At 65.5% G+C, this 12837-nt stretch carries 12 protein-coding genes; 9 read left to right on the top strand and 3 right to left on the bottom strand.

Annotated features, from left to right (window positions below):
• Positions 1–34: 34 nt before the first annotated feature.
• From BMZ97_RS16155 to BMZ97_RS16125, 7 genes are all read left to right on the top strand, one after another.
• Positions 35–499, top strand: coding sequence for a hypothetical protein (locus tag BMZ97_RS16155; RefSeq protein ID WP_244546453.1), 465 nt, complete (start codon positions 35–37; stop codon positions 497–499).
• Positions 477–1208 carry an ABC transporter ATP-binding protein gene (locus BMZ97_RS16150; protein WP_092171562.1) on the top strand — a complete coding sequence of 244 codons (732 nt, stop codon included), beginning with the start codon at positions 477–479 and terminating at the stop codon, positions 1206–1208. Before BMZ97_RS16155 ends, BMZ97_RS16150 begins: the two co-directional genes overlap by 23 nt.
• On the top strand, positions 1205–2440 hold the full coding sequence (locus tag BMZ97_RS16145) for an FtsX-like permease family protein (RefSeq protein WP_092171559.1): 1236 nt from the start codon (positions 1205–1207) through the stop codon (positions 2438–2440). The genes BMZ97_RS16150 and BMZ97_RS16145 overlap by 4 nt, the downstream gene beginning before the upstream one ends.
• Positions 2441–2520: 80 nt before the next feature.
• Positions 2521–3144: a hypothetical protein gene (locus tag BMZ97_RS16140; protein ID WP_092172418.1), complete on the top strand. Its 624-nt coding sequence runs from the start codon at positions 2521–2523 to the stop codon at positions 3142–3144.
• Positions 3145–3337: 193 nt separating this feature from the next.
• Positions 3338–3835, top strand: a complete 498-nt coding sequence (locus BMZ97_RS16135; RefSeq protein ID WP_092171557.1) for a hypothetical protein — start codon at positions 3338–3340, stop codon at positions 3833–3835.
• 323 nt (positions 3836–4158) lie between these two features.
• Entirely contained in the window at positions 4159–5085 is a 927-nt protein-coding gene (locus BMZ97_RS16130) for an ABC transporter ATP-binding protein (protein ID WP_092172415.1), read from the top strand.
• Positions 5082–5861, top strand: a complete 780-nt coding sequence (locus BMZ97_RS16125) for an ABC transporter permease (protein ID WP_092171554.1) — start codon at positions 5082–5084, stop codon at positions 5859–5861. Before BMZ97_RS16130 ends, BMZ97_RS16125 begins: the two co-directional genes overlap by 4 nt.
• A 239-nt stretch (positions 5862–6100) precedes the next feature.
• Here the strand turns inward: BMZ97_RS16125 and BMZ97_RS16120 are convergent, their stop codons facing one another.
• On the bottom strand, positions 6101–7774 hold the full coding sequence (locus tag BMZ97_RS16120; protein WP_175525590.1) for a methyl-accepting chemotaxis protein: 1674 nt from the start codon (positions 7772–7774) through the stop codon (positions 6101–6103).
• 319 nt (positions 7775–8093) lie between these two features.
• Between BMZ97_RS16120 and BMZ97_RS16115 the strand changes: the two genes are divergently transcribed.
• Entirely contained in the window at positions 8094–9713 is a 1620-nt protein-coding gene (locus tag BMZ97_RS16115) for a peptide chain release factor 3 (protein WP_092171549.1), read from the top strand.
• 358 nt (positions 9714–10071) lie between these two features.
• Here BMZ97_RS16115 and BMZ97_RS16110 read toward each other — a convergent pair whose 3' ends face one another.
• Positions 10072–11367 (bottom strand): aminotransferase class V-fold PLP-dependent enzyme, encoded by a 1296-nt coding sequence (locus BMZ97_RS16110; RefSeq protein WP_092171546.1) that lies wholly within the window; start codon positions 11365–11367, stop codon positions 10072–10074.
• A 257-nt stretch (positions 11368–11624) separates the two neighbouring features.
• Here BMZ97_RS16110 and BMZ97_RS16105 point away from each other — a divergent pair, with 257 nt between their 5' ends.
• A complete protein-coding gene (locus tag BMZ97_RS16105; protein ID WP_092171544.1) occupies positions 11625–12314 on the top strand; it encodes an OmpW/AlkL family protein in 690 nt (229 codons plus the stop codon).
• A gap of 202 nt (positions 12315–12516) precedes the next feature.
• Here the strand turns inward: BMZ97_RS16105 and BMZ97_RS16100 are convergent.
• Positions 12517–12837 (bottom strand): PLP-dependent transferase (locus BMZ97_RS16100; protein WP_175525589.1); only part of this gene is annotated, 321 nt, incomplete at its 5' end.

Raw genomic sequence — 12837 nt, 5'->3', positions numbered from 1 at the left:
AAGTGAGCCTGTCCTGATCCGAGGCAAATGATCCGTGCAGCAACCGATCCTCCTCGCAAGACTATCCCGTCGCGGGCTCCTTCAGGGGCTCGCGACGCTCGCGCTTTGCGAAGCGGTCCGCGCAGATGAGCCCGCGACGATCAGTTTCGACGGGCTCTACAAATCCTTCGGCGTACTCGGCTTCCAGTTCTCGGATCGCGCCACGAGCATGCGCGGGCAGGAGGTGCGCATGCTCGGCTACATGGCGCCGCCGCTGAAGCCCGAAAGCCATTTCTTCGTGCTGACGCGCGAGCCCCTGGCGATCTGCCCGTTCTGCCAGTCCGATGCCGACTGGCCGGTCGACATCGTCGTGGTCTTCATGAAGGCGGTGACGCCGATGGTCAGCGCCGGGCAGAAGGTCGCCGTCTCCGGCCGTCTCGAAATCGGTTCCGCGATCGATGCCGAGACCGGCTTCGTCAGCCAGATCAGACTCGTCGATGCCAGCTTTCACGTCGCTTGAACGGCAGCCGGCGGCCGCGGCGCGGGCGCTGCAGTTGACCGGAGTCAGGCTCGACCATCGCGGCGGCGATGGCCGGCCGTTCCGGGTGCTCGATCTCGCCGGCCTGGCAATTCCAGCCGGCGCGCGCGTTGGGCTGCGCGGTGCGTCGGGCTCGGGCAAGACCTCGCTCCTGCATCTCGTCGCCGGGCTGATCCGGCCCGATGCCGGTTCGGTCAGCTGGGGCGACATGGTCGTCTCGGACCTGTCGGTCGGCGCCCGCGACCGCTGGCGCCAGGCGACGCTGGGCTTTGTCTTCCAGGATTTTCACCTGATCCCCGAGCTCGACGTCGCGGCGAACATCACCTTGCCCCTGACCTTCTCGCGGTGGCGGATCGGGCCGGCCGAACATGAGCGGGCGGCGATGCTCGCTGCCCGGATGGGGCTGACCGATCTCAGGCGCAAGGCGGCTGTGCTCTCGCGCGGCGAGCAGCAGCGCGTGGCGATCGCGCGCGCGGTGCTGCTCCAGCCGGCGCTGATCCTCGCTGACGAGCCGACAGCCAGTCTCGACGCAGCCCATGCCGCCGAGGTCGGAGCGCTCCTGGTCGAGGTCGCGACCGAAACCGGCGCGACCCTGATCTGCGCCTCGCATGATACGGCGCTGCTGGCGCGGATGGACCGGCGCATCGAACTTGCAACCTCGTCCGTCCCGCCGATCGAGAGCGCGGCATGAACCCGTTTCCGATGGTCTGGGCCGATATCCGGGCCCTGCGCTGGACGGCGCTGGCGATCATCGTGCTGGTGGCGCTCGCGGTCGCTGTCGGGGTGGCGATCGGGGCGCAGGAGCGGGCCTTGCGGCGCAGTTCGGCGGCCGCGGCCGAGGATTTCGACCTGCTGATCGGCGCGCCGGGCAGCCAGACGCAATTGCTGATGTCGGCGGTCTATCTCCAGCCGGATGCGGTGCCGCTGATGGACGGGCGCTTGCTCAACACGTTGGCGCAGGATGAGCGCGTCGCCGGCGTCGCGCCGATCGCCTTCGGCGACGTCAGCAAGGGCTATGTGATCGTGGGCACCACGGCGGCCTTCGCCGGCCGCTGGGGGCGGCTCGCGCCATCGCAGGGTCGGCTCTTCCAGAAGGAGGGTGAGGCGGTGCTGGGGGCCGATGTCAGCTATGGCCTCGGCGACAGCATCGCGCCGTCGCATGGCATCCTCGGCGCAACCGCGCGTCCGGGTGTGGCGCATGAGGACGAGGCCGGCCATCGCCATGCCGGTCACGATTATGTCGCGGTCGGGCGCTTGCCGCGCCTCGGCTCGCCCTGGGACCGGGCGATCCTGGTGCCGGTCGAGAGCGTCTGGGAGATCCATGGCCTCGCCAATGGCCACGCAGCGGATGACGGGCGGATCGGGCTGCCCTTCGACGGGCCGCGGATTCCCGGCGTGCCGGCCCTGGTCGTCAAGCCGCGCAGCGTCGCCGGGGCCTATGCCTTGCGGGCGCAGTATCGCCAGGGCGGCACGATGGCGTTCTTTCCTGCCGAGGTCCTGGTCACGCTCTACCGCGCACTCGGCGATGTCCGCAGTGTTCTGGTCGCAGCCTCCTTCCTCAATGCGCTGCTGATCCTGGCGGCGGTCCTGCTGCTCTTGATCGCGGTCGCGGGCCTGCGGCGGCGGCGCTATGCGATCCTGCGGGCGCTGGGGGCGCCGCGTGGCTATGTGTTGCTGGTCGTCTGGTTGGGCATGGCCGGGCTGATCGGCGCGGGCTGCGTCGCGGGCCTGCTGGCCGGCGTGGTGCTGACGACCGCGCTGTCGGGCGTCATCGCCGGGCAGACCGGATTGCAGCTCGTCTTCGCGATCGAGAGCCAGGAGATCGTCTTCGTGGCGGCGCTGCTTCTCGTCGGCAGCGCGATCACGCTGGTGCCGGCGCTGATGTCCTATCGCGCTCCGGCGGTCGCCGGCCTGCGCGATTGAGCTTGCCTGCCCGCACGCTGCTGTCGCGCTCTGACATCGAGGCGTCTAGTCTTGCACGCAACCCGAGCGTGGTGCGCAGCATGCCTCTCCCCAATCGCGTCAGACCCGATGGCAGCCTCTTCGCCGATCCGGCGCGCGGCCTGTTCTACGGCAATCGCGGCGGGCGTTTCCATGACCCGCAGTCGCACGCCGTGCCGACGCGGCTATATGCGAACCGGCAATGGCTCTGCTGCGTGCTCTCCTTCAAAGGGCGCAGCCGGAAGGTCTGGGGGCAGGGCTATACCGAGCTGTTCTTCTGCGATGAGGTGACCGCGCTCGCCGCCGGCCACCGGCCCTGCATGGAATGCCGCCGCGCAGATGCGCTGCGCTATCGCGCGGCATTGGTAAGCGGGCTCGGCTTGAGCGAGACGCCGCACTTTCCGGCAATCGACCATAGGCTCGATGCGGAGCGGCGCGTCGGCCGCGCGAAGCGCCTGCACCAGCTGGAGGCAGACGCATTGCCCGATGGCGCAATGCTCGCGAGTGAAGCGGGGTTCCTGGCTCTCAAGGGCGATGCGGGGCTGCTCTGGTCACCGGCGGGCTATATCGCGCGCCGGCCCCGCCCGAGTGGAGTAGCCGCAGTCCTGACGCCTCCGGCGACGCTGAGTGCGTTGATGAACGGCTATCAACCGAGCTGGCATCCCAGCGTCACAGCGTTCGCCTGAAACCGCGCGAACCCGATTGCCAGCCTCCTGCCCCAAGGGCAACGTGCCGTGGCCGAGCCTGGAGGGCTTGCCGGTTTCCGCCTGCCGAGATCTGCCGGCTCTAGAGCAATGCTCTAGACTTTTAGAATCGATCACGTCGCATTCGGACGATTCCGTCCGAATGCGACGTGATCTAGGCGCTGGGGAGATAGTGATGCTGCCAAACATGATCCGGGCTTTCACCGTTGCCGCTGTGATGGCCACCATGCCGGCCCTGGCGGGTCCGCTCACCCTCACCGCGGCCGACCCCGTTGCGACCGTGACGATCCCCGAGGAATGGTCGGGCAAGAAGATCGCGCGCGGGCTCGAGATCAAGACGCCCGATGAGGAGGTCTATCTCTGGTTCGAGCTGATCGCACCCGGCGAGATGGACAGCGTTCAGAAGGAACATGACCGCTATTTCCAGAAGGAGGGCGTCACGGTCACCGGCGCGTCCGCGACGAAGAAATCCGAGATCAACGGCCGGGCCTGGTCCTTCACCGAACTTGCCGCAACCAACAAGGACGGCCCCTCGATCATCCGCTACGTCGCGATCAATCCGAATGTGGCGAGCGGCAAGATCATCCTGATGACCTATTGGGCCTCGCCGGAAGGCGACAAGACCCATGACGCCGCCATGTCCAAGCTGATCGAGGGCATCAGCTTCAAATAGCGCGCCCTTCCGGCTTCCTGGGATTGAGGAACCTTTCGCGCCATGGGGGCGTTGCCCCAGCATGGTTTGTTCGAGTGAGGTTTTTCAATGCGTTCGATTGTCTTGTGGCTGCTTGGGGTGCCGATTCCGCTGATCATCCTGCTCTGGTTCTTCATGCGCTGAAGCGGAAAGCCGCTTCACATTTGCAATGGCCGGGCCTCGCTCCGGCCATTGCCATGTCGGGCTCCTGACAGAGCCTGTCAGGCGTAGATGCTTTCCCGGTTGCGCGCGGCGCGCATGCCCGCAGCATCGCAACATGAGGTGATCTCGCCTATATGCCGCCCATGCAGCCGATCATTTCCGTTACCAACCTGTCGAAGACCTACAAATCGGGCTTCAGCGCGCTCAAGGGCGTCGACCTGTCGATCCGGCGCGGCGAGATCTTCGCGTTGCTCGGGCCCAATGGCGCCGGCAAGACCACGCTGATCAGCATCATCTGTGGGCTGGTCAACCCCAGCAGCGGGCAGGTGCTGGCCGACGGGCACGACATCGTCACCGATTATCGCGCCGCACGCGCCAAGATCGGCCTCGTGCCGCAGGAGCTGACGACGGACGCTTTCGAGACCGTCTGGAGCACAGTCAACTTCAGCCGGGGCCTGTTCGGCAAGCGCCGGGACCCGGCTCTGGTCGAGCAGGTGCTGAAGGACCTGACGCTCTGGGACAAACGCGACACGCAGATCCGGATGCTGTCAGGCGGGATGAAGCGGCGCGTGCTGATCGCCAAGGCGCTCGCGCATGAACCGCAGATCCTGTTCTTGGACGAACCGACGGCGGGCGTTGATGTCGAGCTGCGCCAGGATATGTGGAAGCTCGTGCGCGGGCTCCAGGAGCGCGGGGTCACCATCATCCTGACGACGCATTACATCGAAGAGGCCGAGGAGATGGCCGACCGGATCGGCGTCATCAGCAAGGGCGAGATCATCCTCGTCGAGGAAAAAGCCGAGCTGATGCGCAAGCTCGGGCGCAAGCAATTGACCCTGTCCCTGCAGGAGCCGCTGGCTTCCGTGCCGCCTGCGCTGGCGAGCTACAACCTGGCGCTGGAGGCTGAGGGCAACGAGCTCGTCTACACCTACGACACCAAGGCCGAGCGCACCGGGATCACGGCCCTGCTGCAGGACCTCAGCCAGGCCAACATCCGCTTCAAGGACCTGCACACCAGCCAGAGTTCGCTCGAAGACATCTTCGTCAGCCTGGTGAGGGACCGTCGATGACCGCGGCAATCGTCAACTGGCACGCCATCCGCGCGATCTATCTGTTCGAGATGGCGCGGACCTGGCGCACGCCGCTGCAGAGTATCGTCTCGCCGGTGATCTCGACCTCGCTCTATTTCATCGTCTTCGGCGGAGCGATCGGCTCGCATATGCCGGTGATCGGCGGCGTGCCTTACGGCGCCTTCATCGTGCCCGGGCTGATCATGCTCTCGCTGCTGACGCAGAGCATCGCCAATGCCTCTTTCGCGATCTATTTCCCGAAATTCACCGGCACGATCTACGAACTGCTCTCGGCCCCGGTCGCCTGGTGGGAAGCCGTAATGGCTTATGTCGGAGCAGCCGCGACGAAGTCGATCCTGCTCGGGCTGATCATCCTGCTGACGGCCTCCTTCTTCGTGCCCGAGATCAGGATCGAGCATCCGCTCTTCATGCTGCTCTTCCTGGCGCTGACCGCGACCACCTTCAGCCTGTTCGGCTTCATCATCGGCATCTGGGCCGACGGTTTCGAACGCTTGCAGGTGGTGCCGCTTCTGATCGTGACGCCGCTGACCTTCCTCGGCGGCTCGTTCTATTCGATCGACATGCTGCCGGGCTTCTGGCGCACGGTCGCGCTGTTCAATCCGGTCGTCTACCTGATCAGCGGCTTCCGCTGGAGTTTCTACGGCGTCGCCGATGTCGGCCTTGGAGTCAGCCTGGGGATGACGCTGGTCTTCCTCGCGGCCTGCATCGCCGTCGTCGGCTGGATCTTCCGCACCGGCTATCGCCTGAAGAACTGAAGCCCCCCACAGCATCAGGCCGAATATCCCGTCGGCCTGATGCTGTGGGGCTGTGATTCTGCATCGGCTTGTCCCGAAAACCGGCTCCCACTTTCTCGCGCAATGCTCTCGATCGCGTCGCCTTCGGACGGAAACGTCCGAAGGCGAGAAACGTGATCGATTCCAAGAGTTGAGAGCATTGCTCCTGCGAAAAACCGGCAACCACTTTTTCGCGCAATGCTCTTGGGGCGGCCCGCCGATCAGGCCGCGCGCACATCCCTGAAGAAGGTCTCGACTGCGCCGCGCAGATCCTGCGCCTCGCGCGCCAGTTTCTCGGCGGTGGCCAGGACCTGGCTCGCCGAAGCCGTCGCCGATTCGGACGCCGCTGTGACCTGCTCCATCTGGTTGGCGACGTTGGCCGTGCTGCCGGCCGTTGCCTGGGCGCTGCCGGCGATCTCGGAGGTCGCGATCCGCTGCTGGATGGTGGCACCGGCGATGGCGACGGTATGCTGCGCAACCTCGCTCATGACGGCCGCGATCGTCTCGATGCTGATGACGGCGTCCTGCGTCTCGCGCTCGAAGGCGCCGATCTGTGCAGCGATCTCGTCGGTCGCCTGCGCGGTCCGGCTCGCCAGCAACTTGACCTCTCCGGCCACGACGCTGAAGCCGCGTCCCGCTTCGCCGGCGCGGGCGGCCTCGATGGTGGCGTTGAGTGCGAGCAGATTGGTCTGGGCGGCGATGTCGCGGATCAGCCCGATCACCTTGGCGATATTGCTCGCTGCCTGTGCCAGATTGGCGACATTGGTACTCGCTGCCTCAGCGTCCTGCGCCGCATTGGTGACAACGCTGTTGGCCTTGTCGACGCGCTCGGCGATTTCCGCGATCGAGGCCGAGAGCTCCTCTGAGGCCGCGGCGACGGCGCGGACGCTGTCGGAAGCATCGAGCGAGGCGCTGCGCGCGCCGCCGGCCTGTGCGGTTGCGTCCGTGGCGATGGCCGAGAGCGTGCGCGCGGTTGCCTCCATCTCGCGGGAGCTGGCGCGCACCGTGTCGAGCACGGCCTCGATCCTGACGTCGAAATCGGCGATCAATTGCTCGCGCCTGGCCTGCCGACCCGCCCTGGCGGCCTCGGAGGTGCGCGCATCGGCTTCGAGCGAATCTCGCGCCCGGGCGTTGTCGCGAAACACGACGACGGCGCGCGCCATGCTGCCGATCTCGTCCTGCCGAGAGGTCGAGGGAATGGCGTCGACGGGTTCGGAAAAGGCCAGGCGCTGCATCGTCTTGGCGAGGAGGCGCAGCGGTTTTGCCACCCGCCAGCGCACGACGATGAGAGTGAGGGCAAGGCCAAGCGAGATGACGAGCGTACCGATCAGGATCTGCGTGCGGATGCTGCTCTTCTGGAGCTCGCTGAGCTTGCTGTCGATTGCGGCGCTGTCGGCGCCGCTGAGCGCCGCGAGGCGCTTGAGAGCTGCGTTCAAGGCCAGTCGATTGGCCCGGTTGCTTTCGTTGTTGGTGAGCTCGTTGACTGCAGCCGGACCGGATAGGCGTCCCTGGCGCACGGCTTCCTCACGGAGGAGGGCGAAGGCCTCGACCTGGACCGCGACCTCGCGGAACGCCGCCTCGTCATCGGGTTTGACGTGCTGGCGCCAATCCGCGAGCAGTCGGCGGATATCGGCGAGCTCGGCCATCAGGGGCTGAGCGAATTGCTCGGCGTCCTGCGTGTCGCGGCTCATGATCATGCCGCGCGTTTCCATGACGACGGCATTGACGAGACCGTTCATGCGTTCGGCCATCAGGACCCTGCGCGAGGCCGCCTGCATCTCGTCCGTCATCGCGGCATAGCGGCTGAGCGTCTGGACGCCGATGAAGATGGTGAGCGCAGCCGCCAGCGCCAGCAAGGCCACGCTTGCGAAAATCTGGTTGGCGATCTTGCGCAAGGCGACCATCCATAGGCGCTGTCTCCCGTTCGCCGGGCCGGTGCGCAAAGCCTGACCCGGGAGCCCCGCATAGTGGCGAGGAATGATTAAGAGCCTCTAACAAAACCCACCTTCGGCGCCGGGAATTCGGTCATGCGCGGCGTCGCGTCGCTTGCCGATGCCAGTGGTATCGGCTTCGCACCGCTTCTGGCGGAACGGCTGACTTGCCGACGTCGAGGCCCCTCCAGGTTTTTGTTAGAGGCTCTAAGCCGAGGTAATTGCCGGCCGCTTTGGGACGGGCTGATTGACTTCCCGGGCCTCATCCTGTTCTCACACGGCCATGACCGACATTCAGACCATCGAGGCGGCCGCGACGACCGCCCCTCATGCGCGCCGGCGCACCTTCGCCATCATCTCGCATCCGGACGCGGGCAAGACCACGCTGACCGAAAAGCTGCTCTATTTCGGTGGTGCGATCCAGCTCGCCGGCGAGGTGCGCGCCAAGGCCGGCCGCCGTCAGACCTCCTCCGACTGGATGAAGATCGAGCGCCAGCGCGGCATTTCGGTCGTGACCTCGGTGATGACGTTCGAATATGGCGGGCATGTCTTCAACCTGCTGGACACGCCGGGCCACGAGGACTTCTCCGAGGACACCTACCGCACCCTGACCGCGGTCGATTCCGCCGTGATGGTGATCGACGCGGCCAAGGGCATCGAGGCGCGCACCAAGAAGCTGTTCGAGGTCTGCCGGTTGCGCGACATTCCGATCGTTACCTTCATCAACAAGGTCGACCGCGAGACCCGCGACCTGTTCGACCTGATCGCCGAGATCGAGACCACTTTGGCGCTCGATGTCGCGCCGATGACCTGGCCCGTCGGGCGCGGGCGCGAATTCGTCGGCACCTATGATCTCAAGGCCAATACCTTCCGCCGCAACCAGAAGGGCGACGAGACCACACAGGACCTGGCGGTCTCGGGGCCTGACGATCCGCTTTTCGATACCTTGCTGCCCAACGGCGCGGCCGAGACCTGGCGCGAAGAGGTCTTCCTCGCTGCAGAGGGGCTCAAGCCGTTCGATCTGGAGTCGTTCCGCGAGGGCCATCTCACACCGGTCTATTTCGGCGCGGCGCTGCGCGATTACGGCGTGCGCGATCTGATCGATGCACTCGGAGCCTATGCGCCGAGCCCGCGCGCGCAGATCGCCGACAAGCGCGCGATCGAGGCGGACGAGCCGAAGATGACCGGCTTCGTCTTCAAGATCCAAGCGAACATGGACCCCAACCACCGCGACCGCATCGCCTTCATGCGCGTCTGCTCGGGCAAGCTCTCGCGCGGCATGAAGGCGAAGCTGGTGCGCACCGGCAAGCCGATGCCGCTGAACGCACCGCAATTCTTCTTCGCCCGCGACCGCTCGATCGCGGAGGAGGCCTATGCGGGCGACATCGTCGGCCTGCCCAACCACGGCACCTTGCGCATCGGCGATACGCTGACAGAGGGCGAGGACGTCGTCTTCAAGGGCGTGCCGAGCTTCGCTCCGGAAATCCTGCGTCGCGTCAAGCTGAAGGACGCGATGAAGGCCAAGAAGCTGCGCGAGGCGCTTCAGCAGATGGCCGAAGAAGGCGTCGTCCAGCTCTTCCTGCCGCATGATGGCGCGCCGGCGATCGTCGGCGTGGTCGGCGCATTGCAGCTCGACGTGCTCAAGGAGCGCATGGACGTCGAATATTCGCTGCCGGTCGATTTCGAGCCTTGCCAGTTCTCGATCGCGCGCTGGGTCTCGTCCGACGACAAGGCGGCGCTGCAGAAATTCGTCTCGCTGAAGCCGTCCTCGATGGCCGACGATCTCGACGGCGACCCGGTCTTCATGGCGTCCAGCCAGTTCACCTTGAAATACGACGCCGAACGCGCGCCGGAGGTGAGCTTTTCCGATGTGAAGGACTATCAGAAGGTGGCGAAGGCGTAGAGATCCCTCGTGAATTCTACTGGCGAGGCCGCCTGACGCGATCGTCTGCGCTTCCGGTGCTCACGTACCAATGTACGCTCCGCTCCGGTTCTCGACGATCACGTCAGCCGACTCACGCCAGCGAATTCTCGAACGATCTCTGAGGTTGGCGGCTTTTCAAGATCATCCCGCCCGGTTGCCCGAGACCACCGCCAGCGCGGCGCTCGTGAATTCTACCGGCGAGGCCGCCTGACGCGACCGTCTGCGCTTCCGGGGTTCACGTACCGATATACGCTCCGCTCCGGTTCTCGACGGTCACGTCAGCCGACTCACGCCAGCGAATCCTCGAACGATCTCTGAGGTTGGCGGCTTTTCAAGCTCACCCCGCGCGATTGCCCGAGACCACCGCCAGCGCCGCAATGAAGCGGTCGAGATCGGCTTCCATGATGTAGGGCGCCGGTGAGATCCGGATGGTGTTGCCCTTGGCGACGCCGCCGCGCCGCACCGTCATCACCTTGTGCTGGTCGCGCAGCGCCGCGACGATCGCGTTCGTCTCGGCCGGCGAGCGCTTGCCGGTCAGCGCGAAGGAGGTGATGCCGGCAACCATGGTGGAATCGTCGGGCGTCTGGATCTCGACACCCTTCAGCTCGCGCGCCTTGTCGACCCAGTAATTGCGCAGGTGGCGATAGCGCGCCTCCTTGGCCTGCGGGCCGATCTCGCGATGCAAGGCCAGCGCGGTCGGGACGGTGAGCTGGGCGGCGAAGTTCGGCGTGCCGGTGTGGATGCGCGAGCGGACATCGTCGGCCTTGAAATCCTCATCGGCCATATAGGGATCGATATCGGCCAGCCGCTCGCGGGCGATATAGAGCATGCCGACACCGAGCGGCGCGCCGATCCATTTATGCAGGTTGAAGCCGATGAAATCGATGCCGAGATCCTTGGCCTGGAAGTCGATCTGGCCCCAGCTATGGGCGGCATCGAGGATAACGTCGACGCCGCGCGCCTTGGCCATGGCGGCGAGTTCCTTGACTGGCATCATCAGCCCGGTGCGGTGGCTGATATGGGTCAGGAGAAGCAGCCTGGTCTTCGGGTTGGCTTTCAGCGCGGCGTCATAAGCGTCGAGCACGGCCTGACGGGTGGCGGGCTCGGGGATGTCGAATTTGGCGACCGCGACCCCGCGCCGGTCCTTCAGCCAGTTCATGGCGTATTGCATCGAATCATAGTCGAGATCGGCATAGAGCACGGTGTCGCCGGGTTTCAGCTTGTTGTAGCCCGAGATCAGCGCCTGCAGCGCCTCGGTCGCGCCGCGCGTCAGCGCGATCTCTTCCCTGGCCAGGCCGAGGAAGGCGGCCAGCGGTGCGCGGACATCGTCGAGATCCTGCCCGATCCTGGTGCGGGCATAGACCGTGTTCTCGAAATTCACGAAGTCGATCAGGCGCTTGTACTCGGCCTTCACCGGCTCGGCCATGATGCCCCAATAGCCGTTCTCGAGATTCACCATGTCGGGGGTGACGCTGTAGAGGTCGCGTACCGCGCCCCAGTAGCCGGCGTCGCTGCCGAGTTTCACTGTCGGCAGGGCAGGCAGGTTACGAGCGGCAGCCGGCAGGGCCAGTGCTGCGGCCCCCAGGCCCAGCAAGAGTGCGCGGCGGCTGGTTTCAAGCTTCTGGCCCGACATGGTCGATCTCCTTGCGATGGTCGGGCTGGGCTAGCGCTGCCCTGTTTCAGGCCTGTGACGGTGCTCCGAGGTCCCGGCGCGGACCTCGCCGCCCCATGGATGTGTGCCCAACATGCAACAGCGAGATTCCATCGGCTGTGGGCGCGGCTCGATTTTGATCCGGATCAATTCCCGCGGGAGCGATTTGGCGCTGATGGGTCATGTGCCTGGCGACGAACTCCTTGCGATCGCGGGCCGTCTCGCCTTGGGGGCCCGTCATGAAGTCTGTCGTGTTACGCACTTGCCTGTCTGCATTCCTGCTTGGCTCTAGCGCGATCTGTGGCGTTCAAGCCGCCGATCTGCCTTCATCCAAGAGCGCGCCGCTGGCTCCGACCATGACGGTGTGGAACCCCTGGATGATCCGCGGCCGGGCTCTCGTCGTCATGCCCCAGGAAAGCGCAAAGCTCAGCATCGGTGGCGTCAGGGTGCCCGGAGCGGATGTCAGCATCTCGACTTCGGTCGTGCCGGAACTCGACATCAGCTATTTCTTCACGAAGAACATCGCCGTCGAACTGGTCCTCGGCGTGACCCCGCATAATGTGAAGGGCGCCGGTGCGCTTGCGGGGGCTCGCATCGGTTCGGCCTGGCTGCTGCCGCCGACGCTGATGCTGCAGTATCACTTCACCGATTTCGGCGTGTTCAAACCTTATGTCGGCGTCGGCGTGAACTACACCATGTTCTTCAATGAGAAGGCCAAAGGCGGCTTCACCAGCTTCAACTTGCAAGACACGTTCGGCCTCGCCCTGCAGGGCGGCATCGACATCATGCTGGACCAGCATTGGGGCCTGAATCTCGACGTGAAGAAGATCTTCCTCGAGCCGAAGGTCAAGGTGAATGCCGGTCTCGTGACCGGCAAGGTCAAGATCGATCCCTGGCTGTTCGGCGCCGGCATCACCTACAAGTTCTGACTTTGCGGGGGGCAGTTATCCCTGCCCCTCCTGTTCACACGACGATATTGGCTCCCTTGTCCGCAGGGGAGCCAATCATGTCGATGAGACAGCTACCAGCGGGGTGGTTCTTGTCGCGTCGAGATAGACCGGCCGGCTGGCCGTGACGCCGCCGCGCCTCACGCCTTCCCAGAGATCCGCGATCAAGAACGGGGCGTCGTGTTCAGGCGTGCCCGGCTTTCAGCGCCTGGTCGAGGTCGGCGTAGAGGTCCTCGACATCCTCAATGCCGGTCGAGAGTCTAAGCAGATCGGTGGGGCAAGGCGAGCCCGCGCCCTCGATCGAGGCGCGATGCTCGATCAGGCTCTCGACGCCGCCGAGCGATGTGGCGCGCTTGTAGAGCTCGACATGAGCCGCCGCCTTGATCGCCGCAGCTTCGCCGCCCGTCACCTGCACCGAGAGCATGAAGCCGAAGCCGCCTTCCATCTGGCGCGCGGCGATGTCGTGACCGGGGTGCTGCGGCAGGCCGGGATAGAGCACGCGCGC

Source organism: Allobosea sp. OK403 (assembly GCF_900113835.1).
In the GTDB taxonomy this organism is placed as follows: Bacteria; Pseudomonadota; Alphaproteobacteria; order Rhizobiales; family Beijerinckiaceae; genus Allobosea.
Note: the sequence above shows the minus strand (reverse complement) of the source record. Positions and strands in the feature narration are given on the sequence as shown.

What these genes read in the sequence shown, in the direction of transcription:
- BMZ97_RS16125 (WP_092171554.1), top strand. Translation starts at nt 5,082, where the DNA reads ATGACCGCGGCAATCGTCAACTGGCACGCCATCCGCGCGATCTATCTG.
- BMZ97_RS16115 (WP_092171549.1), top strand. Translation starts at nt 8,094, where the DNA reads ATGACCGACATTCAGACCATCGAGGCGGCCGCGACGACCGCCCCTCAT.
- BMZ97_RS16150 (WP_092171562.1), top strand. Translation starts at nt 477, where the DNA reads ATGCCAGCTTTCACGTCGCTTGAACGGCAGCCGGCGGCCGCGGCGCGG.
- BMZ97_RS16145 (WP_092171559.1), top strand. Translation starts at nt 1,205, where the DNA reads ATGAACCCGTTTCCGATGGTCTGGGCCGATATCCGGGCCCTGCGCTGG.
- BMZ97_RS16135 (WP_092171557.1), top strand. Translation starts at nt 3,338, where the DNA reads ATGCTGCCAAACATGATCCGGGCTTTCACCGTTGCCGCTGTGATGGCC.
- BMZ97_RS16110 (WP_092171546.1), bottom strand. Translation starts at nt 11,367, where the DNA reads ATGTCGGGCCAGAAGCTTGAAACCAGCCGCCGCGCACTCTTGCTGGGC.
- BMZ97_RS16105 (WP_092171544.1), top strand. Translation starts at nt 11,625, where the DNA reads ATGAAGTCTGTCGTGTTACGCACTTGCCTGTCTGCATTCCTGCTTGGC.
- BMZ97_RS16140 (WP_092172418.1), top strand. Translation starts at nt 2,521, where the DNA reads ATGCCTCTCCCCAATCGCGTCAGACCCGATGGCAGCCTCTTCGCCGAT.
- BMZ97_RS16130 (WP_092172415.1), top strand. Translation starts at nt 4,159, where the DNA reads ATGCAGCCGATCATTTCCGTTACCAACCTGTCGAAGACCTACAAATCG.